This is a genomic window from Clostridium frigidicarnis, assembly GCF_900111985.1.
Lineage (GTDB): Bacteria > Bacillota > Clostridia > Clostridiales > Clostridiaceae > Clostridium_Z > Clostridium_Z frigidicarnis.
Window position 1 is genome coordinate 51,448 of sequence record NZ_FOKI01000002.1, and the last position, 26,409, is coordinate 77,856.

26 protein-coding genes are annotated in these 26,409 nt (G+C 29.8%); 25 read left to right on the forward strand and 1 reads right to left on the reverse strand.

The window, feature by feature from the left end; genetic code table 11:
* Positions 1-5: 5 nt before the first annotated feature.
* Together BM119_RS01355 and holA are read left to right on the forward strand one after the other, a co-directional pair.
* The gene (locus BM119_RS01355) at positions 6-1,676 is read left to right on the forward strand and encodes a ComEC/Rec2 family competence protein (RefSeq protein ID WP_090038128.1); all 1,671 of its coding nucleotides are present in this window, start codon (positions 6-8) and stop codon (positions 1,674-1,676) included.
* A complete protein-coding gene (gene holA / locus BM119_RS01360) occupies positions 1,663-2,685 on the forward strand; it encodes a DNA polymerase III subunit delta (RefSeq protein WP_090038131.1) in 1,023 nt (340 codons plus the stop codon). Before BM119_RS01355 ends, holA begins: the two co-directional genes overlap by 14 nt.
* Before the next feature lie 30 nt (positions 2,686-2,715).
* Here the strand turns inward: holA and rpsT are convergent, their stop codons facing one another.
* The gene (rpsT, locus tag BM119_RS01365; protein ID WP_090038134.1) at positions 2,716-2,982 is read right to left on the reverse strand and encodes a 30S ribosomal protein S20; all 267 of its coding nucleotides are present in this window, start codon (positions 2,980-2,982) and stop codon (positions 2,716-2,718) included.
* A 209-nt stretch (positions 2,983-3,191) separates the two neighbouring features.
* Between rpsT and gpr the strand changes: the two genes are divergently transcribed.
* From gpr to BM119_RS01480, 23 genes are all read left to right on the forward strand, one after another.
* The gene (gpr, locus tag BM119_RS01370; RefSeq protein ID WP_090038137.1) at positions 3,192-4,166 is read left to right on the forward strand and encodes a GPR endopeptidase; all 975 of its coding nucleotides are present in this window, start codon (positions 3,192-3,194) and stop codon (positions 4,164-4,166) included.
* Positions 4,167-4,333: 167 nt separating this feature from the next.
* Entirely contained in the window at positions 4,334-5,392 is a 1,059-nt protein-coding gene (locus BM119_RS01375; RefSeq protein ID WP_090038140.1) for a stage II sporulation protein P, read from the forward strand.
* Between the two features lie 488 nt (positions 5,393-5,880).
* Positions 5,881-6,219 (forward strand): hypothetical protein, encoded by a 339-nt coding sequence (locus BM119_RS01380; RefSeq protein ID WP_090038143.1) that lies wholly within the window; start codon positions 5,881-5,883, stop codon positions 6,217-6,219.
* Positions 6,220-6,316: 97 nt separating this feature from the next.
* The gene (lepA, locus tag BM119_RS01385) at positions 6,317-8,125 is read left to right on the forward strand and encodes a translation elongation factor 4 (RefSeq protein ID WP_090038147.1); all 1,809 of its coding nucleotides are present in this window, start codon (positions 6,317-6,319) and stop codon (positions 8,123-8,125) included.
* Between the two features lie 134 nt (positions 8,126-8,259).
* Entirely contained in the window at positions 8,260-9,390 is a 1,131-nt protein-coding gene (hemW, locus tag BM119_RS01390; RefSeq protein WP_090038150.1) for a radical SAM family heme chaperone HemW, read from the forward strand.
* A gap of 373 nt (positions 9,391-9,763) precedes the next feature.
* Entirely contained in the window at positions 9,764-10,798 is a 1,035-nt protein-coding gene (gene hrcA / locus BM119_RS01395) for a heat-inducible transcriptional repressor HrcA (RefSeq protein ID WP_090038153.1), read from the forward strand.
* Positions 10,799-10,844: 46 nt separating this feature from the next.
* Positions 10,845-11,423: a nucleotide exchange factor GrpE gene (gene grpE / locus BM119_RS01400; protein ID WP_423230992.1), complete on the forward strand. Its 579-nt coding sequence runs from the start codon at positions 10,845-10,847 to the stop codon at positions 11,421-11,423.
* A 25-nt stretch (positions 11,424-11,448) separates the two neighbouring features.
* Positions 11,449-13,308: a molecular chaperone DnaK gene (gene dnaK / locus BM119_RS01405; protein WP_090038158.1), complete on the forward strand. Its 1,860-nt coding sequence runs from the start codon at positions 11,449-11,451 to the stop codon at positions 13,306-13,308.
* 72 nt (positions 13,309-13,380) lie between these two features.
* Entirely contained in the window at positions 13,381-14,490 is a 1,110-nt protein-coding gene (dnaJ, locus tag BM119_RS01410; RefSeq protein ID WP_090038162.1) for a molecular chaperone DnaJ, read from the forward strand.
* A 161-nt stretch (positions 14,491-14,651) separates the two neighbouring features.
* Positions 14,652-15,593 (forward strand): 50S ribosomal protein L11 methyltransferase, encoded by a 942-nt coding sequence (prmA, locus tag BM119_RS01415; protein WP_090038165.1) that lies wholly within the window; start codon positions 14,652-14,654, stop codon positions 15,591-15,593.
* 19 nt (positions 15,594-15,612) lie between these two features.
* A complete protein-coding gene (locus tag BM119_RS01420) occupies positions 15,613-16,362 on the forward strand; it encodes a 16S rRNA (uracil(1498)-N(3))-methyltransferase (protein ID WP_090038168.1) in 750 nt (249 codons plus the stop codon).
* Positions 16,362-17,687: a tRNA (N(6)-L-threonylcarbamoyladenosine(37)-C(2))-methylthiotransferase MtaB gene (mtaB, locus tag BM119_RS01425; protein ID WP_090038172.1), complete on the forward strand. Its 1,326-nt coding sequence runs from the start codon at positions 16,362-16,364 to the stop codon at positions 17,685-17,687. Before BM119_RS01420 ends, mtaB begins: the two co-directional genes overlap by 1 nt.
* Positions 17,688-17,729: 42 nt before the next feature.
* Positions 17,730-18,074, forward strand: a complete 345-nt coding sequence (locus BM119_RS01430) for a histidine triad nucleotide-binding protein (protein WP_090038175.1) — start codon at positions 17,730-17,732, stop codon at positions 18,072-18,074.
* Positions 18,075-18,201: 127 nt separating this feature from the next.
* Positions 18,202-18,378 (forward strand): 30S ribosomal protein S21, encoded by a 177-nt coding sequence (rpsU, locus tag BM119_RS01435; protein WP_090038177.1) that lies wholly within the window; start codon positions 18,202-18,204, stop codon positions 18,376-18,378.
* A 391-nt stretch (positions 18,379-18,769) separates the two neighbouring features.
* Positions 18,770-19,045: a sporulation protein YqfC gene (gene yqfC / locus BM119_RS01440; protein ID WP_090038180.1), complete on the forward strand. Its 276-nt coding sequence runs from the start codon at positions 18,770-18,772 to the stop codon at positions 19,043-19,045.
* Positions 19,038-20,180: a sporulation protein YqfD gene (yqfD, locus tag BM119_RS01445; RefSeq protein ID WP_090038183.1), complete on the forward strand. Its 1,143-nt coding sequence runs from the start codon at positions 19,038-19,040 to the stop codon at positions 20,178-20,180. The genes yqfC and yqfD overlap by 8 nt, the downstream gene beginning before the upstream one ends.
* A 109-nt stretch (positions 20,181-20,289) precedes the next feature.
* The gene (locus tag BM119_RS01450) at positions 20,290-22,260 is read left to right on the forward strand and encodes an HD family phosphohydrolase (RefSeq protein ID WP_090038478.1); all 1,971 of its coding nucleotides are present in this window, start codon (positions 20,290-20,292) and stop codon (positions 22,258-22,260) included.
* A 6-nt stretch (positions 22,261-22,266) separates the two neighbouring features.
* Positions 22,267-22,767, forward strand: a complete 501-nt coding sequence (ybeY, locus tag BM119_RS01455) for an rRNA maturation RNase YbeY (protein ID WP_090038185.1) — start codon at positions 22,267-22,269, stop codon at positions 22,765-22,767.
* Between the two features lie 122 nt (positions 22,768-22,889).
* Positions 22,890-23,588, forward strand: coding sequence for a diacylglycerol kinase (locus BM119_RS01460; protein WP_090038188.1), 699 nt, complete (start codon positions 22,890-22,892; stop codon positions 23,586-23,588).
* A gap of 98 nt (positions 23,589-23,686) precedes the next feature.
* The gene (locus BM119_RS01465; protein WP_090038191.1) at positions 23,687-24,094 is read left to right on the forward strand and encodes a cytidine deaminase; all 408 of its coding nucleotides are present in this window, start codon (positions 23,687-23,689) and stop codon (positions 24,092-24,094) included.
* A 10-nt stretch (positions 24,095-24,104) separates the two neighbouring features.
* On the forward strand, positions 24,105-24,995 hold the full coding sequence (gene era / locus BM119_RS01470) for a GTPase Era (protein ID WP_090038194.1): 891 nt from the start codon (positions 24,105-24,107) through the stop codon (positions 24,993-24,995).
* Between the two features lie 14 nt (positions 24,996-25,009).
* Positions 25,010-25,756 carry a DNA repair protein RecO gene (gene recO, locus BM119_RS01475; protein ID WP_090038196.1) on the forward strand — a complete coding sequence of 249 codons (747 nt, stop codon included), beginning with the start codon at positions 25,010-25,012 and terminating at the stop codon, positions 25,754-25,756.
* A gap of 1 nt (position 25,757) precedes the next feature.
* Positions 25,758-26,324 (forward strand): DUF4342 domain-containing protein, encoded by a 567-nt coding sequence (locus tag BM119_RS01480; protein WP_090038198.1) that lies wholly within the window; start codon positions 25,758-25,760, stop codon positions 26,322-26,324.
* The last annotated feature ends 85 nt before the right edge of the window (positions 26,325-26,409 follow it).

A 26,409-nucleotide genomic window follows, 5' to 3' on the forward strand; every position in this document is an offset into this window, starting at 1 on the left:
TATATATGAATAAGCAAGTAGTTTATCTTACAATATCATTTATATTTGGAAATATTGTAGGGTATTTATGTTTTAATAATTTTAATATAGCCATAGCATTTTCTATAATTATAATTTTAATTATGTTTTTTACGTTAGATATAAAAAATTTTATGCTATGGATAGGATTTTTTTTTGTAGGCATTGCAAGTTTTTATATGTTCTTTAATATTAAATTTAATAATGAAAGTATAGAACTTAGGGTTAAAGATGTAAATGGATTTTATGTTAAGTCGTCATATAAGGGCCGTAATTTTATAATGAAGGATTATACAAAGAAAATAGTTCCTGGAGATAGGATTACAATTAAGGGCACTCTGAAAAGAGATACTAATTATAGTACAGGAGTAATAGGAAGTTTTGAGAATTATAAAATATTAAGTTCTAGAAGAGATTTTATATCCAAAATATATGATTTAAGAATTAAAATAAAAGATAAATTTCAAAATGAGCTCGGAGAAAGTAGAGGGGCAATTGTAACAGGAGTATGTTTTGGTGATTTAAGGGGAGCAACTGAAGAACAAAAGGAAGAGTTTAAACAACTTGGAATTATTCATAGTGTATCAGTTTCAGGGTTTCACTTGAATTTGATATATAGTTTTTTAGAGGGAATATTAGGAACTAGTTTTGGGATTTTAATAACAGGAATATATGTGGTTTTCACAGGGGCTAAGGCTTCAAGTTTAAGGGCTTTTATTATGATAATCTTTTTAAGATTATCAACCAAGGTATACAAAACATATAGACCTTTACCAATATTAACATTTACGGCTTTGGTATTAGGATTTTATAGACCATATTATATATTTAATGCTGGATTTCATTTATCTTTTTTAAGCACTCTTGGAATCATACTATATAATAAAAAGTTAGATAAAATTTTATATAAAATTCCTAATTGTATAAGAAGTACAGTAGCCTTAACTTTCAGTTCTCAAATATTCACATTTCCCTATATAATTATAGCTTTCAATTATTTTTCTTTTGGATTCCTTTTAGGAAATCTATTAATTATGCCATTTATATCAATTTTAGTTATACTAGGGAACGTAGGATTAATCTTTAGTAATTTTGATTTTATATTTAACATTATAGTAAAAATAATTTATTTTATTTTGGTAATAATGGAAAACATAAGTGATGTTTTAAAAATTATATCTCCTAAAATAAGCTTTATGGATTATAAATATAGCGTCATATATTGTTTGATTATAATGTCATTTTATTTATACAGTAAAGGCTATAAAAGTCTAAAGTTTTTTCCAGTTGCAGTAATATTATCAGGATCCCTTTGGATATATAATACCTTTCCTACTATAAATTTTTATAAGGTAGATAATTGCTATATATATGATATAGGTTATAAATGGGAAAGAGTGGTTTTAACTAAAGGAGATATGAAGGACTTTTACACTAAAGAAAAACTGAAATATTGCAATATTATAGAAGAAGATGATAATAAATATAAAGTGAATTTAAATAAAAAGTATGATATTATATTAAATAATGAAAATTTATATTTGTATTCAAAAGGATGTTTTGAAAATAAAATTAGTTTAAAAGATGGAGTAACTGTAAAGATACTTCCTAATAGGATTTTAAGCATAGGGGAAGAGGAAAGAAATGAATTTAGATGACTTAGAGAAGAGTTTGAAAGACAAACAAATATATAATGCATATATATTTTATGGTATGGATGAGGGTCAGATTAAAGAAACCATAGAAGAAATGGTAGATATAATAGTGGATCCTAATTTTAAGGATTTAAACTATATGAGACTAGATGGAATGAACTTTGAAATGACACAGTTTATAAATGCTTGTGAAACACTACCTTTTATGGCGGAAAAAAGGGTTGTGGAAGCTTTTAGACTAGAACATTTACGAAGCAAACCAAAAGAAAAAACATCAAAGGAATTAAAAGATCTTATAGCATATGTAAAAAATATGCCGGAATACACGGTTTTTATAGGATATTATATACTAAAAGATAAACGAGAAAAAAACAGAGAGTTAGATAGATTAAAAGGTAACATAGCTGTTATAAAAGTAGAAGATTTAAAGGGAGATAGGTTATACAAAAAAGTTCAAAAAATCTTTTATAATAAAAATGTAGAAATAGGAAAAAATGAATTAAGATATTTTGTTGATAGAGTAGACAAAGATTTAAACATAATAAATATGGAAATAGAAAAACTCATATCATATACGTATGGGAGAACTATAAAAAAAGAAGATATAAATATGTTGTTACCAATAACAAAAGACGAAGATGTCTTTGATTTGGTGGATGCAATAAGCACTAACAGGACACAGAGAGCATTAATGTTATGTAATGACCTCATATTTAAGGGAAATAAAGAAACAGCCATATTAGCAATGATAGAAAGGCAATTTGATCTTTTATTGAAAGCTAGGGCAAAGGTGAAAAATAGACAAAGTCCTGATGAATTTTCTAAAGAGTTTGGACTACATCCATATGTTGCTAAAAACTTAATGGAACAAAGTAAGAAATTTAATGAAAAGCAATTAAAGAATTGTTTAGAGGTATGTTTAAGAGGAGAAAGTAGAATGAAATCCTCAGGTTCAAACAATAAAATAGAAATAGAAATGGTACTTGTAGATTGTGCCAGGACAAAAAAATAAATAACCGGTAATAAATTACCGGTTTATTTATTATGCTGATAATCCATTTAACTTCGCTGATAATCTAGATTTCTTTCTAGCAACCATGTTCTTATGAACTATTCCTTTAGAAGCAGCCATATCTAAAGCTTTAACTGCATTAGTGAAAGTAGCTTGAGCTTCCTCAACGTTTTTAGCAGCTATTGCAGCTTCGAATTTCTTTATTGTTGTCTTAAGAGCAGACTTTATCATCTTATTTCTAAGAGTCTTAACTTCAGTTACTCTTATTCTTTTTTTAGCTGATTTTATGTTTGCCATATGTTTTCACCCCCTTCAATTTAATAGGGCCTCTGCAGTTTGGGGAAATCTGCGTACGAGTCTTCTTTTAACAAAGGTTATTATAGCATTAAAAAATCAATACTTCAAGGGTAATTTTAAACTTTCACAAAAATACTACATTAGTAGTTATATAAAAGATATAAATTACAAAAGATATAAATATATCTTTTATAAGGAGGATTTATAATATGTTTGATGTCAGAACAGATTTAGCTTTAGAAGCTAGGGAAATGTATGTTAAAAGCAATAAACGAGAATGTGATGGGGTGGAGATTGAAGAAAGGGAGGAAGATGATATAAAAATCTCTATAGTGAAAGTTTTAAATGAGAAAGGAGAAAAAAATATAGGAAAACCTAAGGGTACATATGTAACTATGGATATGCCTAAGTTAACATTATATGATGGAGGACTTATGGATAATGTTAGTAAAGCTCTAGGAAAAGTTTTATTAGAAATGGTCAAAGTAGATGAGAAAACAACAACTTTAGTGGTAGGACTTGGTAATTGGAATGTAACGCCAGATGCTCTTGGACCAAAGGTTGTATCTAAACTCATGGTAACAAGACATTTAAAGAAATTAATGCCTAATGATATAGATGAATCAATAACTCCAGTTTGTGCTATAGCGCCAGGAGTATTAGGATTAACAGGAATAGAGACAGGAGAAGTTATAAAGTCATTAGCAGATAAAATAAAGCCAGACTATATAGTGTGTATAGATGCATTGGCATCAAGAAGACTAGAGAGAGTTAATACAACAATACAAATAGGCAATACTGGAATAGCACCAGGAGCTGGGGTTGGAAATCATAGGATGGAGATAAACGAAGAAACACTAGGAGTTCCTGTAATTGCCATAGGTGTTCCAACAGTAGTCTACGCTTCAACAATAGCAAATGATACTATAGATTTAGTTATAAATGAGATGGTAAAACAATCTACAAAAGAAAGTAAAGTTTATGAAATGTTAAATTCAATAGATAAATCTGAAAGAAGTGGACTTATAAAGGAGATATTAAATCCTTATGTAGGAGATCTTGTAGTTACACCTAAAGAAGTAGATTCAGTAATAGATTCAGTATCAAAAATAATTTCTATGGGTATAAATATAGCTCTTCAGCCAGGATTAGATATGGAGGATATAAATAAGTTTTTGAATTAAGCTAGGTAAATGCTTGCTTTTTAAATGTTTAAGTAATATTCACTATCCCTCTATACATATATTTAAGATATGTGGGAGGGAGGTGAACTGTTGCAAAACATTTAATAAAATCCTTTTAATAATATGTGGATGGTGGGATTTTATTTGATTTTAGCAATGGGATATAGATGAATAACAATGAAATAATAAATATTAGAAACATAAAACTAAAAATAGCGCTATTTTTATTAGTTACTTTAGCGCTGTTTATTGGAATTGTTAATTGTTTAAAACACAATATGACAAGTGGAGTAAATGGGAGTGCTATATATACAAAATTATTAAATTATTCAATGCCAATAGTATCTCAATATGGACAAGACGGGGAAGAACATAGTGGTCAATTTAAAAATTTAATAATGGATGCCCTTGGAATAAACATATATAACCCGATTTCTATACTTGAAAAAGAATTGCCTTTAATATCTATGGAAAATAGGGGGTTAAATAAAGAAAATGGATCTATTGAAAGCCTGAATCCATTTAAACTAAATGATAATAGCATATCTAAAAATAATAACAAGGCAAATCCTACAGAAAATGATTTGAAACTTTCAAATAAGGTTGTTCCATTAGAAGATAACACCTTAAAGAAAAAACTAGATGCAAATAAACCTGATATATTAATATATCATACACATAACAATGAAGATTTTGCACCAGGAGGGCCTAATAACACAGTAGTTACTGTTGGGGATGAGCTTCAAAAAATATTGCAGGAAACATATGGTATATCAGTTATACATGATAAGACAGTTCACAGTGACAATTATGCAACTTGCTACAATAAATCTGGGCAAACTGTAGACAAATATTTAAATCAATATAAAGATTTTAAACTTATAATAGATATTCATAGAGATTCTGGTCCAAGTAGAGAAACTATAACTACAAGGATGAATGATGAAAATATTGCTAAAATAATGTTTGTAGTCTCTAAAAACAGAAAAAATATAAATGAAAATATGAAACTGCTTAATGGTTTAATAGGAATTAGTGATAAATTATATCCTGGATATTGTAGAGGTATATTCTCTTATAATCATGGTATAGGAAGTTTTAATCAAGATAAAAGCAGTAATTCAATACTTGTAGAAGTTGGTTCTGATACAACAAAGATAGAAGAGGCAACAGCAACTGCAAAATATTTAGCAAGAATAATAGCTGAGCAATTAAATAGAAAATAACTTTTAATATAAAGAAACCATGTAAGAAAATATAAACTTATGTGGTTTCTTTATTTTTGTACGGGAAATTATAGAAATTTTTAGTCGGTGACAAGTTGTAAGTGATAAGAGTTAAGGGAATTTTTATTCACAGTGTTCATAAAAGCCAATAATTTAATTTTAGAAGGTTAATAAAATTTAGGAGGAAAGAGATTTTCAACATCAACTTGTCACTTGTAACTATTAACTTGTCACTAAAAATATGGAAGAGCCACTTTTTTAAATCAAGGTTGTTTAACTTTACAAATACATGGCAAATATTATAATTAAGTGGATTTTTTAGTCAGAAGTTAAAAAGGGAGAATTGAGTGTTAAGGTTTTAAAGAAAACATGCTGTTTTCAACCTCAATTTGTTACTTTTAACTTATCACTTAAAAATTACTTAGCCATTTTGGGGTTTGTAAAAAAACCAACAATAACTTTCAATTCGTAATAGTAGAGGTGGTAAAATGAAGTTTTCTAATAGATTTAAGTATTGTATTGTGTTTATAACAAGTTTTTTTATTTTTATATATGGTTTCATAAGTATAAATACATTGTGTACAGAGAAATTTAATTTAGGAGAAAATAAGAATAACAATAGATATTTGGGTGAAACTAAAAGCAGTATAATTAAAATAGAAGAAGATAAAGCACCCATAAAGATTTCAACAAATTCTGGTGAAGGATTCAAAATATCATTAAAAGAATATGATATAGTGTTTTCAAGAAAGGCATTCGTAGATTTTAAGGATAAACTTGTGAAAAAGGGAGAAAACTTGCTTGATTTTTCCAAAAACGATGACTAAAGCTTAATATTGACAGTTGCACAGTACAGTGTGGTATAATTTACATTGATTCAGTATGACATGGGGGTGAATTCTGTTCAAAGGAACAGGTTATTATATGAGTGGTATTAAACAAGAGAATATAAGAAATTTTTCTATAGTAGCGCATATCGACCACGGTAAGTCAACCCTTGCCGACAGATTAATCGAAAAAACAGGAACTTTAACAAAAAGAGAAATGCAAGAACAAATTCTTGATAATATGGAACTTGAAAAAGAAAGAGGAATAACTATAAAGTCTCAGGCAGTAAGATTAATATACAACAGACCAAGCAATGGTAAAGAGTACATATTAAACCTTATAGATACTCCTGGACATGTAGACTTTCACTACGAAGTATCAAGAAGCCTTGCTGCATGTGAAGGTGCCATACTTGTAGTTGATGCAACTCAAGGAATTCAGGCGCAAACTTTAGCAAACTGTTATTTAGCACTAGATAATGAGTTGGAAATAGTGCCGGTTATAAATAAAATAGATCTTCCTTCTGCAAGACCTGATGAAATAAAAAATGAAATAGAAGATGTTATTGGAATAGAAGCTCAAGGTGCTCCTTTAGTATCTGCAAAATCAGGACTTAACATAGAAGATGTATTAGAAGCTATAGTTGATAAAGTACCAGCACCAAATGGTGATGCTGAGGCTCCTTTAAAAGCTTTAATTTTTGACTCTTATTATGATAGCTATAAAGGTGTTGTAAGTTATGTAAGAGTAATGGATGGAGCTATAAAAAGAGGAACAAAAATAAAACTTATGGCTACTAATAAATTTTATGAAGTTAATGAAGTAGGTGTGTTCGCACCAGGATTTATACCAGTAGAAGAGTTAAAGGCTGGAGAAGTTGGCTATGTGTCAGCAGCAATAAAAAATGTTGCAGATGCAAGAGTTGGAGATACTATAACAGAGGCAAATAGAAGTACAGAAAAGGCACTACCAGGATATAGACCAGCAATTCCTATGGTATATAGTGGTATATATCCAGTTGATGGGGCTAAGTACGAAGAATTAAAAGAAGCATTAGAAAAATTGCAAATAAATGATGCGGCTCTTCAGTTCGAACCTGAGACTTCACTAGCTTTAGGATTTGGATTTAGATGTGGATTCCTTGGACTATTACATATGGAGATAATTCAAGAGAGAGTTGAAAGAGAATTTAATTTAGATATAATAACAACTGCACCATCTGTTATATATAAAATAGTTAAAACTGATGGAGAGGTACTAGATATAACAAATCCTACAAACCTTCCAGAAATGAGTGAAATAGAACATATGGAAGAACCAGTTGTTAAGGCCTCAATTATAACACCAACAGACTATGTAGGGCCTGTAATGGACCTTTGTCAAAATAAGAGAGGTACATTTATAGATATGCAATATCTTGAAACAACAAGAGTAATGCTTAACTATGATATACCACTAAATGAAATAATTTATGATTTCTTTGATGCTTTAAAATCTAGGACAAAGGGTTATGCATCTTTAGATTATGAATTAAAAGGATATACAACAACTAAACTTGTAAAGTTAGATATTCTTTTAAATGGAGAAGTTGTAGATGCATTATCTATGATAGTTCCAGAAGAAAGAGCATATCATAGAGGCAGAGGAATAGCTGAAAAGCTTAAGGAAATTATACCAAGACAAATGTTCGAGGTTCCTATACAAGCAGCTGTAGGGGCTAAGATAATAGCTAGAGAGACAGTTAAAGCTATGAGAAAAGACGTATTAGCTAAGTGTTACGGTGGAGATATATCAAGAAAGAAAAAACTATTAGAAAAACAAAAAGAAGGAAAGAAAAGAATGAGACAAGTAGGTTCTGTAGAAGTTCCTCAAGAAGCATTCATGTCTATTCTTAAAGTAGATTAGGTAAATGAAAGAAAATAATAAGTCAAATATACTATCATACTGACTTGGTATTTTTTTGAATATGCCTTAATAATAAAGTTCACAGTCAATATTGCCTGTGAACTTTGTCATATCCAAGAGGAAGGAAGTTTATCATGAAAGAAATAGGTTTATACATTCATATACCGTTTTGTAAGCAAAAATGTTGGTATTGTGATTTTCCATCTTTTCCTTGTAAAGAATATTTAATGGAAGAGTATATAGAAGCGTTAATTAAAGAAGTAAATTATAGAATTGGCAATAATATAAATATAAACACTATATTTATAGGAGGAGGAACTCCAACTTATTTATCATCTGAACAATTGTTAAAATTAGGAGATAAAATAAATGAATTAAATTTAAATAAGAATATAGAATTTTCAGTAGAGGCTAACCCAGGTACGTTAAGCGAAGAAAAATTAAAAGCATTAAAGGCTATTGGGGTAAATAGATTATCTATGGGATTGCAAGCTGTTCAAGATTATCATTTAAAAGCTATAGGAAGAATTCATACATTTAAGGAATTTAAAGAAAACTTTAAAATGGCAAGAAAAATAGGGTTTGATAATATAAACATAGATTTGATGTTTGGTTTGCCAAATCAAAATTTAGAAGAGTGGATAGACACATTAAATACCATATGTGATCTAAATCCAGAACATATATCTGCCTATGGTTTGATTTTGGAAGAAGGCACAGCATTTTATAAGTTATATGAAAATAACAAATTACATATGCCTGATGAAAAAATAGAGAGAAAAATGTATAAATCAACTCTTGAAATATTAAATAGAAATGGATATGAACAATATGAAATATCCAACTTTTCAAAAAAAGATAAAGAATGTAAACATAATTTAATCTATTGGAATCTTGATGAATATATTGGAGTTGGTTCAGGTTCAAGTTCTTATTTAGATAATTTAAGAACTTCTAATGAAAGTAATATAGAAAAATATATAGAGTCTATAGATAAAGGTGATTGTGGAGTAAAGGAACGGTTTGAAAATTCTATAAATGATAACATGGAAGAGTTCATGTTTATGGGACTTAGAAAAATAAAGGGTATAAGTATAAAAAAGTTCCATGAAAAATTTAATAAGAATATTTATCAGGTATATGGAGAAATAATAAATAAGCACAAAAAATTAAATCTTTTAGAAGAGAAGGATGGAAACTTAGCTTTAACATCTAAAGGAATAGAGATATCTAACTTTGTAATGAGTGATTTTATAATAGACTGAGACGAGTTATAAGTAACAAGTTTTCAAAACTTGTGCTATTTCAAAATTCACAGTTGAGAGTGAAGGATATTTTTTAAATTTTAATTATAGATTTTTATAGACAAATCAAGCATAACTTTCAATTTTCAATTCTCAATATAACTTGTCAACTGGGACTTTTAAATTTAAAAAAGCATATGTGTAAATTAAACATAATAGATTTTAAGAGAAAATAAAAGATATTTAAAGAAAAGATAGGGTAATATACATAATAAAAAGATATATAAACCTAATTAGACGCTATTAGTATTGACAAAAAAATCGTAAAATGTTATTTTAAATTCGTAGTCGTTAGCACTCAGCTGATGTGAGTGCTAATAAATGAGGTGTTGCCATGAGTGATATAGATGAAAGAAAAATCAGAATCCTTCAAGCGATAATAAGTGATTATATAACTACAGCAGAGCCTGTTGGGTCAAGAACTATAGCAAAAAAATATGATTTGGGTATAAGCTCAGCGACTATAAGAAACGAGATGGCAGATTTAGAGGATATGGGGTATTTAGAACAACCTCATAGTTCAGCTGGAAGAAAACCTTCGGATAAAGGATATAGACTTTATGTAGATAAGCTAATGCCTGATGAAGCTTTAAGTTTAGAAGACGAATTAAGAATAAAAGGGTATTTAGTAGATGAGGCTTTATATGAAGTTGATAAGATGCTTAAACAGGCAACTTATATTCTTTCAGAATTAACAAAGCTTACTTGCATACTAAAAGCACCTTCAGTTAACAAAAGCCATATAAAATCTATTCAATTATTAGCAATAGATGTAAATAGCATATTGGTTGTTATGGTAACAGATGGTGGAATAATAAAAAATAGTTTAATAAGAGTTGAAAAAGCTCCGAACCAAGATGTGTTATTAAAAATATCAAATGCACTGGCTAATAGAATCAGAAATCTAACTTTAGAGCAGATAAATTTAGAGGTTATAAATAATTTAAAAAGTGATTTAAGTGGATATGATGATATATTTAATGCCATAATCCCAGCTATATATGATACTTTAAATCACAAAGGTTCCTCGGAGGTTTATACTGAAGGTACAGCTAATATTTTTAATTACCCAGAGTTTAATGATATTGAAAAGGCTAGAGATTTCCTATCACTTATAGGGAATAGAGAACTTGTAAATAGTCTTATTAATACAGATGGAGTTTTAACTATTAAAATAGGTGAGGAAAACTATGTTAAGGAAGCAAAAGACTGTAGCGTAATAACCGCTTCTTATAGTCTTGGAAATGTTCCGGTTGGAACTATAGGGCTTATAGGACCTACCAGAATTCCTTATTCTAAAATAATGACAATTGTTGGCAAAGTTATGAAAGAGCTTAATGAAAGCTTGAGACAATATAGCGATTATTAGAGAAGAGGTGTTAAACATGAAAAAGAAAGAAAAGAAGGTGGATAACCTGGAGGAAATGGATACTAAGAAGTGTTCATGCGAAGACACTATAAACAATGACCAGGTAGAAGAAATTAATGAAATTGACAAAGAGGAAAATAATTGTAATGATGAAAAAGAACAATTAAAATCTTCATTACTAAAGACAAAAGATGAGAATCAGAAACTTCAAAATGAAATAGAAGCATTAAAAGATAGATTGCTAAGAACTAGTTCAGAATATGAAAATTATAGAAGAAGAACAGCTAAAGAAAAAGAAGGAATATATACTGATGCATGCGAAGATGTGCTTAAGGATATACTTCCTGTTATAGATAATTTAGAAAGAGCAGTATCAATTGAAGGTAGTGCTGATGATATAAAAATAGGTGTTGAAATGACTTTAAAGTCTTTTGAAACAGCTTTTGAAAAATTAAATGTTGAAGAAATAAATACAAATTGCGAATTTGATCCAAATTATCATAATGCTGTTATGCATGTAAATGATGACTCCCTTGGAAACAACTCTATAGTTGAAGTTCTCCAAAAAGGATATAAAAAGGGAGACAAAGTTTTAAGATATAGCATGGTTAAAGTAGCAAACTAACAAGGAATTTTAGGAGGTAAATATTATGGGAAAAGTAATAGGAATCGATTTAGGAACAACTAACTCTTGTGTGGCAGTTATGGAAGGTGGAGAACCAGTAGTTATAACAAACTCAGAAGGAGCAAGAACTACTCCATCAGTAGTATCTTTCCAAGCTAATGGAGAGAGACTAGTAGGTCAAGTTGCAAAAAGACAATCAATAACTAATCCAGATAAAACTATAATTTCTATAAAAAGACATATGGGAACTGGATATAAGGTTGATATAGATGGTAAGGATTATACTCCACAAGAAATATCAGCAATGGTACTTCAAAAAATAAAAGCAGATGCTGAGGCTTATCTTGGAGAAACTGTAACTCAAGCTGTTATAACAGTACCAGCTTATTTCAATGATAGCCAAAGACAAGCAACTAAAGATGCAGGAAAAATAGCTGGCTTAGAAGTTTTAAGAATAATAAATGAGCCAACAGCAGCTTCTTTAGCATACGGAATGGATAAGGGTGAAGAATCAGCTCATAAAATCCTAGTATATGACCTAGGTGGCGGTACTTTCGACGTATCTATATTAGAATTAGGTGACGGAGTATTTGAAGTTAAATCTACAAATGGAGATACAGCTCTAGGTGGAGATGACTTTGATAACAATGTTATGAACTATATTGCTGAAACTTTCAAATCTGAGAATGGAATAGATTTAAGAAATGATAAGATGGCTCTTCAAAGATTAAAAGAAGCAGCAGAAAAAGCTAAGATAGAATTATCTTCATCAACTCAAACTAATATAAATCTACCATTTATAACTGCAGATGCAACAGGTCCAAAGCATATAGATATGAATTTAACAAGAGCTAAATTCAATGAACTTACTCATGATTTAGTTCAAAGAACCATAGAACCAATGAAAAAGGCTTTAAGTGATGCTGGAGTTTCTATGAATGAAATAGATAAGATAGTATTAGTTGGTGGATCAACAAGAATACCAGCTGTTCAAGAAGCTGTTAAGAACTTTACTGGAAAAGAACCTTCAAAGGGAGTTAATCCAGATGAATGTGTTGCAATGGGAGCTGCTATCCAAGCAGGAGTATTAACTGGAGATGTTAAGGATGTATTATTACTAGATGTTACACCTTTAACTTTAGGAATAGAAACTTTAGGTGGAGTTGCAACACACTTAATAGAAAGAAATACAACTATACCAACAAGAAAGAGTCAAGTATTCTCTACAGCAGCAGATGGTCAAACATCAGTTGAAATACACGTAGTTCAAGGGGAAAGACAACTGGCTGCAGATAATAAAACTCTTGGAAGATTTACACTTTCAGGAATAGCACCAGCACCAAGAGGAATTCCTCAAATAGAAGTTACTTTTGATATAGATGCTAATGGTATAGTAAATGTATCTGCTAAAGATAAAGGAACAGGTAAAGAAGCTAACATAACAATCACAGCTTCAACTAACCTTTCAGATAATGAAATAGATAGTGCTGTTAAAGAAGCAGAGAAATTTGCAGAAGAAGACAAAAAGAGAAAAGAATCTATAGAAATTAAAAACAATGCAGATCAATTAGTATATCAAACTGAGAAAACTTTAGGAGAGCTAGGAGATAAGGTTTCTGCTGAAGATAAATCTAAGGTTGAAGCTAAGCTTGAAGAATTAAAGAAAATTAAAGATGGAGAAGACTTAGAGGCTATAAAGAAAGCTTCAGAAGAGTTAACTCAAGAATTTTATGCTATATCTTCTAAAATGTATCAACAAGCAGGTGGAGCAGAAGGAGCAGAGGGATTTGATCCGAACAACATGGGTGGAGCAGGAAATGCTGGAGCAGAAGCACCTCATGATGATAATGTTGTAGATGCTGATTTTAAAGTTGATGACAAATAATTGAATTTATAATATATTAAATAGGGGAAGGCAAAAGTCTTCCCCTAATTTTAAGTAATAGGTGGTGGCTATATGGCTAAAAAAGATTTTTATGAAGTATTAGGACTACAAAAAGGTGCAAGTGATGATGAAATAAAAAAAGCATTCAGGAAATTAGCTATTAAATACCATCCAGATAAAAATGCAGGAAACAAAGAAGCAGAAGAAAAATTTAAAGAAATAAATGAGGCATATCAAGTTTTAAGTGATCCAGAAAAGAAAGCTAGATATGATCAGTTTGGTACTGCTGACTTTGAAGGTTCTGGATTTGGTGGATCTGGATTTGGTGGAATGGATTTTGATCTTGGAGATATATTTGGTGATATATTTGGTGGCTTCGGTGGAGGTTCAAGAAGAAGAAGAGGTGGACCAGAAAAAGGTTTAGATCTTGAGTATAGATTGAACTTGAAATTTGAAGAAGCTGTATTTGGAGTTAAAAAAGATGTAAAGATAACAAGAAGTGAATCTTGTGAAGTTTGTAATGGAACAGGAGCTAAGAATGGAACCTCTCCTACTACATGTGACAAATGTGGTGGAAGTGGACAAATGAGAGTGCAAAGACAAACTCCATTAGGAACTTTTGCAAGTGTCTCTACATGTGATAAATGCGGGGGACGCGGAAAAATAATATTAAATCCATGTAATTCATGTCATGGTGCAGGAAAGAAGAAAAAACAAGTATCTATTTCGGTTAATATACCAGCAGGTGTAGATACTGGAAATGTAATTCCACTTAGAGGACAAGGTGAGCATGGAAGTCATGGTGGACCAGCAGGAGATTTATATATAAGTTTATATGTTGAACCACATAACTTCTTTAAGAGAAATGGCTTTGACATATATGTAGATACACATATACCAATGACAAAAGCAGCACTAGGAACAGAGATTAAGGTTAAAACAGTTGATGGAGATGTAAGTTATGATATACCAGAAGGTACTCAACCAGGAACTGTTTTTAGATTAAAGGGGAAAGGTGTTCCAAGAGTCAATTCTTCAGGTCGTGGAGATCAATATGTAAATGTGATTGTTGATGTACCTAAGAATTTAAATGAGGGTCAAAAGGAAGCGTTAAATGCATTTATTGAGGCTTCAGGAGAAGAGTCAGAAAAAAAGAAGAAAAAAGGTTTTTTTCACAAATAATAAAAAACAAAAAATATTTTAAAAGAGCTTAGTCTTTTGATACAATAAGACTAAGCTTTAGTCTATGTAGACATAATTATATATAGAGGGTAAAATATAGTACATAATAGATAATTGAGAATGTAGGATTTAAATTAGTATTTTGGGAAGGAATTGATAATATGAACGGTACTTGGATAGAAGTAAAGATTATAACGAAATCAGAAGCACTAGAGCCTGTTCAAGGTATATTTTATGGATTAGATGTTAAAGGGGTAGCCATAGAAGACCCAAATGATATATTAGGAAGAGAACAGGGACCATTGACTTGGGATTTTGCAGATTTAAATGTATTAGAGCATAAAGGAAATGCTGCAGTGGTAAAAGGCTATTTCTCTTTAGAAGACAATATAGAAGAAGTTATTAAGTACATAAAAGGAAAACTAAATGAGCTTAAGGAAATGGGAATAGACATCGGAGAAGGTAAAGTTGAGTATGAAGAAGTTAAAGAAGAAGATTGGGCTAATAATTGGAAAAAGTATTACAAACCGACTAAAATAGGTGAAAAAATAGTTGTTAAGCCAATTTGGGAAGAGTACAATGTGGATCAGGAAGAATTGATTATAGAGATAGATCCAGGTATGGCATTTGGAACAGGAACTCATGAAACAACAAGAATGTGTGTAGCTTCACTAGAAAAGTATATAAAAGAAAATACTGTTGTGTTTGATATAGGAACAGGATCAGGAATACTTGCAATAGCTGCTGCAAGGCTTGGAGCAAAGCATGCAATTGGAGTTGATTTAGATCCTGTAGCAGTAGAGTCAGCTAAAGAAAATGTTGGATATAATAAATTAAATAACATTGAAATTTTAGAGGGAAATCTTCTTGATGTAGTAGAAGGAAAAGCAGATTTAGTTGTAGCTAATATAATAGCGGAAGTAATATGTATATTAGTAGATGATGTTAAGAAAGTATTAAATAAAAATGGATTGTTTATAACATCAGGAATAATTCATGAGAGAGTAGAAATGGTAACTGATAAGCTTGAAAGTTCAGGCTTTGAAGTTGTTGAGATAAACAAAGACGGAGAATGGAATTGTATAGTAGCTAAAATAAAGTAATTTTAGAGGAGAATTTTATATGCATAAGTTTTTTGCAAATTGTGAAATGGTAAATGACAGTTATGCCACTATTACAGGAGATGATGTAAAACACATCTATAAAGTATTAAGGCTTAATTGTGGTGATGAAGTAGTAATAAACAATGAGCAAGGAAAAGAATATCTTGGTGAAATAGAAGAAATAACTAAACAATATGTTAAAGTGAAAATAATAGAAGAGATTGAAATAAATAGCGAAAGCAATTTAAATATAACTCTTTTTCAGGGGCTACCTAAATCAACGAAAATGGACTTAGTTGTACAAAAGTGTACTGAATTAGGGGTAAACACATTTGTACCAATAATAACTTCAAGAGTTGATGTTAAACTTAAGGGAGAATTCAAAAAGCTTGATAGGCTTCAAAGAATTGCTCTTGAAGCTTGCAAGCAATGTAAAAGAGCGAAAGTTCCAAAAGTTTTAGAGCCAATTGATTTTAAGGAAATGATAAAGTCATTAGAAGATATGAATTTAGTTGTAGTTCCCTATGAAAATGCAACAGGTAACGGCATTAGAACCATGAAAAACTTAATTAAAAAAAATGCTTTAAAGAATGTTGCTATAATAGTAGGACCAGAAGGTGGTTTTGAAGAAGAAGAAATAGAAGCTTTAGAAGAGAAAAAAGCTTACATTGTTACATTAGGACCAAGAATATTAAGAACAGAAACGGCAGGATTTGTTTGTGTTTCTTTAATTCAATACGAGTTAGGAGACTTAGGAGGAAATATTTAATGAAAGTAGCATTTTCAACACTAGGATGCAGAGTAAATGTTTATGAGTCAGAGGCCATGGCTGAAAAATTCATAAGAGAAGGATATGAAGTTGTTGATTTTACAAAAGTTGCTGATGTGTATGTAATAAACACTTGTACAGTTACTAATATGGGAGATAAAAAATCAAGACAAATTATAGGTAGAGCTAGAAGATTAAATAATGATGCTGTAATAGCAGTAGTAGGATGCTATTCACAAATAGCTCCAAATGAGATAAGTGCCATAGAGGGTGTAGATGTAGTTTTAGGAACAAGAAACAAGGGAGAGATTGTCTATTGGGTTAATAGAGCTATAGATGAGCAAACTCAAATTATTCAAGTTGCAGATAATATAATAAAAAATAATGTTTTTGAGGATTTAAATATAGAGGAATATCAAGATAAAACAAGAGCATTTTTAAAGATACAAGATGGATGTAATAGATTTTGTTCCTACTGTCTAATACCTTATGCAAGGGGTGGAGTATGCAGTAAAAAACCAGAAAGGATAGTTGAAGAAATTACAAAACTTGCTCAACATGGATTTAAGGAAATAATTCTTTCAGGTATACATACAGCATCTTATGGAGTAGATTTAGAGGATAATATAACATTAGTGGATATTTTAGAGAAGATAGAAGATATAGATGGAATAGAAAGAGTAAGAATAGGTTCAATAGATCCAACCTTTTTTACAGAAGATGTTAGGAATAGAATAATTAAGCTTAAAAAATTATGTCCTCATTTTCATTTATCTCTTCAAAGTGGATGCGATGAAACTTTAAAAAGAATGAATAGAAGATACACATCAAAGGAATATGAAGATATAGTAATAATGTTACAAGAGGCTTTCGAGAATGTTTCTATAACTACAGATGTCATAGTTGGATTTCCTGGAGAAACCGAGGATGAATTTAATAAAACATTTGAATTTTTAAGTAAAATTAAGTTGTCGAAAATGCATATATTTAAATTTAGTCCGAGAAAAGGAACAAAAGCAGCATCTATGGAAAATCAGATAGATGGAAGTGTAAAGGAACAAAGAAGCAAAGTGTTAATAAATTTAAATAATAAGAATGAAAATGACTTTATGAAGAAATTCGAAAAGACAACAACATCTGTATTGTTTGAAGAAGAAATAGAGGGTAAAGAAGGGTTATATCAAGGATATACTCCTAATTATGTGAAAGTAGTTGCTAAAAGTAGCAGTTCCTCAATAATAGGTGAAATTTTAGATACAAAGATACTAAATATCAAAAATGATGTATTAGAGGGTGAAATTTTATCTGATAGACACTGTAGGTAAAACTAAGGAATGAAGATTCATTCTATAAAAGGAGGTGATACAATGGATGATTGTATATTCTGCAAGATAGTAAATAAAGAAATACCATCTACAAAAGTATATGAGGATGATAAAGTTTTGGCATTTAAGGATATTAGTCCGGAAGCTCCTGTTCACATAGTTATAGTACCTAAGGAGCATATTAGGAGTACTAATGAATTAAATGAGAACAATGCATCAATAGTAGCACATATATTTATTATTATTAATAAGATAGCAGAAGAACAAGGTATAAAGGATAGTGGATATAGGATTATAAACAATTGTGGAGAACATGGTGGTCAAACAGTAAATCATATTCATTTTCATCTTTTAGGAGGAAGAAATTTATCATGGCCTCCAGGTTAAAAAAAATTAACTAAATTCTTGACATGATATAAAATACTGTTATATAATTAGATGTGTGCTATTGAGAGCCCACAAGCTGCAATTTTTATATCTATAAGAATTGAGCTAGCGGAGGGAGGGATAGTAAATGTCAGAAATCAAAGTTGGAGAAAACGAGACACTAGAGAGTGCATTAAGAAGATTTAAGAAAAAGTGCGCTAGAGCTGGAGTTCTTTCAGAGGTCAGGAAGAGAGAACACTACGAGAAGCCAAGCGTAAAGAGAAAGAAAAAATCAGAAGCTGCTAGAAAGAGAAAGTTCAAATAAAACTTTCTTTAAAGAAGGTAAATAATATGCCGCAAACAGGAAATTTACAAACTTACCTTCCGCAGCAAATAATGAACAAAAAACTTATATCCACAATTAGTAGAAAAGCAGCTGAAAGTGGGTGCAAATAGCATCAGGATATGGGAATGTTTAGTTGGGAATTAATTTTTTTAACTAGCTGTATAAGTTCATGAAAAATTAATATTAAAATAAAAATAAAAGAACTCACTTTTGTGAGTTCTTTTTTCTTGGAAAAATTAAAAAAATAGATAGTATAAATAATAGTAAACGGGTATTAAAGGTATTAAATAGTTTCAATACATATAAAATAGTCATTAAAAGAGCAATCTTCTCATAAATTTAGTATGAAAATATTTTTAGGGGTGAGAAGATGGAAAGTAAGTTTAGAAAAGCAAAGGAACATTTTGCAGAAACATTAGATATTCCTACAGATATAGTGTTAGACCTTCCAAGAATAATTATAAAGGCTAATGAGGAAATAACTATAGAAAACCACAAGGGTATAATAAGTTTTGATGATGAAAGAGTAAGATTAGATTCTAAAATGGGTGTAATTTTAGTGGAGGGTGAAAATTTCCAAATAGTTTTTATGGGGGGAAGTACTTTAATTTTGAAGGGTAAATTTAAGGGTGTAAAATATGAATAAAAATATAAAAGAATTTCTTAAAAGAGGATGTTTTGTAATTGAAATTCAAAACTTACACCCAGAAAAAATAATTAATACTTTATGGAAAAGTGGAATAAATGTTAGAAATATTAGAAGAGAATCTATTGTTAAATGGATTATAGAAGTAGATTCTCAAGACTACTCAAAAGTAAGAGAATTAGTTAAAGAGAATAATGGAAAATTAAAAATAATAAAGACCAAAGGACTTTTAAGTTATTTTATAAAAGTAAAAAGTCATGGGTTTTTATATGTTGGAATATTAGTTTTTTTTATGCTTATATATGGTTATTCATGTTATATATGGGACATATCTATAAATACAGACAAATACTTATCGCCTTTTGAAGTGAGAAAGTACTTATTGGAAGAAGGTATAAAACCAGGTACTAGAAAAAATTCAATAAATGTATATGATACAGAAAAAAGATTAATGGAAAAAGACTCGAGAATCATGTGGGCTAGAGCTAGGTTTGAAGGATCTAGATTTAAAGTAGACATAGAAGAAAGACAAAATCCTCCCAAGATAGTTGAACAAGATAATAAAGATGATATTGTAGCAAAAATGGATGCTGAAATAATAAGGGTTTATACTACAAAAGGAACTTCATTGGTGAAAAAGGGTGATATGGTAAAGGCTGGGGATGTTTTAATAAAGGGTGTACAAGGAAAAGAAGAATCACTTTATGAAACACCAGCAGAAGGAGATGTTATTGCAAAAACTTTTTATGAAGATAAGGAACAGGTACCTATAAAAGGAGTACGCAGAGAACAAACTGGTAATATGCATAAAAGTATATATATAGAAATAATGGGTAAAAAACTTTATCTTAAAAAATGTGAGGATAAATTTGAAAAATATGATAAAATAGAAGAAAGTGGGTTAATTTTTAAGAAAACAGATTACTATGAAGTTAAGGAAAACGAATTTCAATTAGATAAGGATGAAACTATTAATGAATTATCTAGCAAAATGAAGGAAAATATGAAAAAAAATTTAGATAAAAGTTCTAAAATTCTAGATACTATTGTTAAGGATGAAATAGATGGAGATAATCTCATAGTAAGAGTTGTGTTTGTAGTTGAGCAAAATATAGCTGATAAGCCTGCTAATTAATATAAAGAGGGTGATAAGCTTGAGGATAAGAGAGAGGTTTAAGGAATATAAGATATGCAATAGAGTGCTGATTTTTATATTTACTTTTATTGTTTCATACGTTATTATAATGACCTCTTTATTTACCAAGAAGTATACATTAACTCCAGGTGAAATTGCTAAAGTTAATATAAAGGCAACAAAGGAAGTTATTGATAATAAATCTACTCAAATGAAAATTAAACAGGTGATGGATGATGTGCCAAACCAATATACTCAAAAGCCAGAAGTTAAAAAAACTGCTACAGATTATTTAAATAGTTTTTTTAGTAAATTAAATGCTCAAAGGGCTGCTACATCAGAGGAAAAAGATAAAATTAATAATATTAGAAATGATGATAGTGTGTATATTTCAGCAGAGGATATACAAACTATGTTGAGAATTCCTAATGATCAAATAACGGAGTATGAAGCACTAATTTTAGACATTACAAATCAAATTTATGATGGCACAATAACTGAGGGAAATAAAGAAGATGTGAGTAAAGCTGTAGATTTGGCAAGCACCAAACTTTCTAAAAGTAAATTTACTAAGAGCTCTAGGGATGCAGCATTAAATCTTATAAAAGGGCAGATAAAACCTAACTTTTTATATGATAAAGAAAAAACAGAGGAATTAAAAAAACAAGCTACTAAAAATGTTCAGCCTGTTATGATTCAAAAAAATCAGATTGTTGTTAAAGAAGGAGAACCTATAACTGAAACACAAATAGATATACTTAATGATTTGGGGCTTTTAAATGATAGTGGTTTTGATTGGTATATATATATTGCATTAGGAGCCTTTGTAGGGTTAGTACAGTTTTTACAGTGGTTATTCTTGAAAAGATATTTTATTGAAATGTTTAATGATGCAAGTAAAATTTTATTGATAAGTATAATAAATATATCAACATTAGTTCTTGCAAGATGTTTAAGTGTAGCAACACCCTATTTAATACCACTTGCATGTGCGCCAATGCTATTAACATTATTATTAAATTATAAGGTTTCACTAACCTTAAGTATTTTAAATGTTATACTCATAAGCAGTATTGTTGATTTTAATGTTGAAATAACATTAATAGCTATTTTAAATGCAATAATAGGATCAACTATAATAAAGAAGATGCAACAGAGAAATGATATATTATATTCGGCTATATATATAGTGCTTTTTAATGTTATGCTATCATTTACTATGGGATTATTATTATCAAGTAATATATTAGATGTTGTTAAAAAAGCTGGACTTATAGGAGTAGCAGGTATGTTATCGGCGGTACTCACAATAGGATTTCTACCGTTTTTTGAAAGTACATTTGATATAGTTACAGTAATAAAATTATTGGAGTTATCTAACCCAAATCATCCTTTAATGAAGAAAATTTTAATGGAGACTCCAGGAACATATCATCATAGTGTTCTAGTTGCTAATTTAGCTGAAGTTGCAGCCGAGGAAGTTGGAGGGAATTCAGTTCTTGCAAGAATATCAGCTTATTATCATGATGTTGGAAAAACAAAAAGACCTTATTTCTTTAAAGAAAATCAAATAGGTAAAGAAAATCCCCATGATAAGATAAGTCCTAACTTAAGTACATTGATAATAACGTCTCATGTAAAAGATGGACTTGAAATGGCAAAAGAACACAATATGCCAAAGGTTATACAAGATATAATAGTTCAACATCATGGAACTACTTTGGTTAAATACTTTTATTATACTGCAAAAAAAAATGCAGAAAATCCTGATGATATAAATGAAGAGGATTTTAGGTATCCAGGACCTATACCTCAAAGTAAAGAGGCTGGAATAATTATGCTTGCAGATGGAGTTGAAGCAGCTGTAAGGTCAATTCCAGAACCAACTCAGGGTAAGATAGAAGAAATGGTTAATAATATCATTAAAGATAAGTTGAATACTGGTCAATTAGATCATTGTGATTTGACTTTAAAAGATGTAGATAGAATAAGAAAATCATTTTTAAATACATTAAATGGTATTTATCACAAAAGAATTGAATATCCTTCAGATGATAAAAAGCATATAAAGGGAGTATAAGCAGCAATGATATATTTAGAAAATGAACAAGAAATATTAGAAGTAACGAAAGACTTTGAAAATAAGCTTAAAGAAGTTATAGATTTTGCATTAAGAGAGGAAAAAGTTCATATACCTTATGAGGTTTCTGTTTTGCTTGTAGATAATGAAAAAATTAGGGGTATAAATAGTGAGCATAGAGGAATTGATAAAGCAACGGATGTTTTATCTTTTCCGCAACTTAATTACCCTAAAGGATATGTTTTTAAGGATGTTTATATAGAACATAAATTTTCACCATGTGAATTAGATGGTGAAGACTTAGTATTAGGAGATATAGTTTTATCTCTTGAAAGAGCAAATGAGCAGAGTGTAGAGTATGGACATAGTTTTCTAAGAGAATGTTGTTACCTTGTAGTACACTCGGTTTTACATCTTTTGGGGTATGACCATATGGAAGAAGAAGAAAAAGATCTTATGAGAAAAAGAGAAGAAGAGATTCTTTGCAAACTAAATATAACTAGGTAATAAAAAATTAGAAATTCAGCTTATTGCTGAATTTCTTATTTGATTATATGAAGATAAAAATAATAATAAATATGGATAATAGACGAAATATTTGCGAAACTTATACAGTATGGGGTGATTTTATGAAACTTAGAAAACTTGTAGATTCCTTTAATTATGCTATAGAAGGTATTATATATGCAATAAGAACTCAAAGAAATATGAAAATACATATGATAGCTACATTATTAGTACTAACAATATGTTTCTTTTATGATCTATCTAAAATAGAACTTTTGATAATTGGAATAACTATCACTATGGTTATAGCAGCTGAATTAGTAAATACAGCAATAGAGGCTGCTGTAGATGCAACAACAAATTTTTATCATCCTTTAGCTAAGATAGCAAAAAATGTTGCAGCTGGAGCAGTACTAGTTACAGCTATTAATTCGTTATTTGTTGGATATATAATATTCTGGGATAAGATAACAGAAATAGTATTTACAACAGCAAATAAAATAAAACAATCAGAACCCTATATGATATTTATAATTTTAGCTATTGTATGTGTTGCAACTCTTGTTGTAAAAGCCATATATGGGGAGGGAACTCCGTTAAAGGGAGGAATGCCAAGTGGGCATAGTGCTATATCTTTTTCATTAGCAACAATAATGGCATTAATAACAGAAGAACCATTAGTTGTAATGATAGGTTATATACTAGCTCTCATAGTGGCACAAAGCAGGGTAGATTCGGAAGTCCATTCCATATTAGAAGTTATATGTGGAGGAGTATTTGGGACTTTGCTAACTCTACTTATTTTCAAATTACTATCTTAATTTTTAATAATATGAGGATGTAATGCATTAATATTGAAATAGATATAAATAGTGTTATAATTTATATACAAGAAGTTCTATCAAAGGAGGTATATACTATGTTAGACTATAATGTATTAATAGAAAAGGCAATAAATGCAAGAGAGATGGCTTATGCACCATATTCAAATTTTAAGGTGGGAGCTGCAGTATTAACTGACGATGGAAGTATATATACTGGATGTAATATCGAAAATGCCTCCTATGGAGCAACAAATTGTGCAGAAAGAACTGCCATATTTAAAGCAGTATCTGAAGGTTATACAACAATTAAAGCTATTGCTGTAATTGGAGACGTAAATAGCTACACATATCCATGTGGGATATGTAGGCAAGTAATGGTAGAGTTTGCAGAGAGTTCAGATATGCCTATATTTATAGTGAAAAATAAAAATGAGTATATTAAAACAACTTTAGAAGAAATATTACCAGGAAGTTTTGGAAAAAAAGATTTAGAGAAAGCTTAGGAGGAAATTAATGTTTAAATCAGGATTTGTAACAATTATAGGAAGACCTAATGTAGGAAAATCAACATTACTTAATCATATTATGGGAGAAAAGTTATCAATAGTATCATCAAAACCTCAAACTACTAGAAATAATATTCAAACAGTATTAACTAGTGAAGAGTATCAAATGGTATTTGTTGATACTCCAGGTATTCATAAACCAAGACATAAGCTAGGTGAGTACATGGTAAAAGTAGCAAAAGATGCATTGAAGGAAGTTGATGTAGTTCTTTTTTTAACTAATCCTAGTGATGAAATAGGAAAAGGAGATTCAATGATTCTGGAGCAGCTAAGAGAAATAGATGTACCAGTATATCTTGTTTTAAATAAAATTGATGAAAATACTCAAGAAAGAGTTGCGAAAACATTAAAAGCTTATAGTGATTTCTTTCCGTTTAAAGAGATAATCCCAATATCAGCTTTAAAGGGTAAAAACGTAGAGACTTTATTAGATCTTATGAAAAAGGAATTACCAGAAGGACCTCAATATTATCCTGCCGAAATGATAACAGATGTTCAAGAAAGATTCATAGTTTCAGAGACTGTAAGAGAAAAAGCTCTAAGGCTTTTATCAGAAGAAGTTCCACATGGTATAGCCGTAGATATAATCCAAATGAAGAAAAATGAAATAGGAACATACCATATAGAAGTTGATTTACTATGTGAAAAGGCATCCCATAAGGGAATAATCATAGGCAAGAACGGTCAGACCTTAAAGAAAATAGGAGAATATGCAAGAAAAGATTTAGAGAAATTTTTAAATTGTAAAGTAAACTTAAAAATATGGGTTAAGGTAAGAAAAGAATGGAGAGATAATCCTATGCTTCTTAAGGAATTAGGATATAAGAATAAAAAGTAAAGGGGAGAGAAACGCTGGCACTAGTTAAGACTAATGGAATAGTAATAAAAGATCAGGATTATAAAGAGAATGATAAGCTTTTATGGATATTCAGTGAAAAACTAGGCAAAATCACAGTGGTAGCTAAGGGAGCGAAGAAAAATAACAATAAACTTTTTTCTTCAGCTCTACCTTTATGTTTTGGAGAATATATTCTATTTAAAGGTAAGGGAATTCCTAACATAAGCGAGGCAAGGGTTATAAACTCTTTTAGAGGATGTCTAGAGGATTTAGAAAAGCTTACATATACAACATATTTATGTGAACTTATTGACATATCTATGGTAGAAGAAGAACCAAATTATGAATTATTCAAGGAATTTATAACATCATTATATTTACTAAGCTCAGGAGCACTAGACCATGAGCTTTTGGTTAGATCATTTGAACTAAAACTCCTAAAATCAACTGGGTATGGATTAGATTTAAACAAGTGCTGTGTATGCAAAAGAAACATAGCATACTGTGATTATATAAGTCTATCTCAAGGTGGAGGAGTTTGTTTTAATTGTGAAAAAAAGTATGGAATAGAGGTTTCATCCGAAACTTATAATATTTTAAGGTATTTAAATCAATACCCGGTACAAAGTATATATAAACTTAGGTTAAATAAGGTTATAAAAAAGGAACTTCAAGATATTATGATAAATATAATTTACAATGTTTATCAAAGAAAACCAAAAAGCTTAGAAATGTTAAGATTAATAAAGGATGGTGAATAAAGTGAATGAGAGTTATTTAGAAAAACTTGATTTAATAAGAGAAAGAGTAGGGGTTTCTTATAAAGAAGCGAAGGAAGCTCTAGAAATATGTAGTGGAGATGTTGTTGAAGCTATAATTTATTTAGAAGATAAAAAAATAGAAAATCCTTCTCCAGTTTTTACAACTTTAGAAGGATTTAAAAAGTGGCTTATGGAATTAATAGGTAAGGGGAATATAAACAGAATAAAGATAAAAAAAGAAGATAAAGTTTTAGTAAATGTTCCAGTTAATGCTGGAGTAGCAGTAGGGTTTATAGCTGTAATTTGGACTCCAATTATGCTAGCATCAGTAGCTACAGCAGTTGTGGCAAGACTTACTATAGAAATTACAAAAGCAGATGGAAGTGTGGAAATTGTTAATACCGTAATAAAGAATTCAGTTCAAGATGTAGGTAATAAGTTAGGATATTTTGCTAATAACTTAAAAGATAAGGTTAAAAACAGAAATTCTAATGAAGAAATTATTATTGATGATGAACCTATATATAAATATTCTGTTACCTTCGATGATCTTAATGATAAAAAATAATATTAAAACCTTCAAAAAGTTCAATAAAGAGGTGTACAGATAAAAAGAAGCAGTGTATAATACTTGTATATAGTGTATCACATTT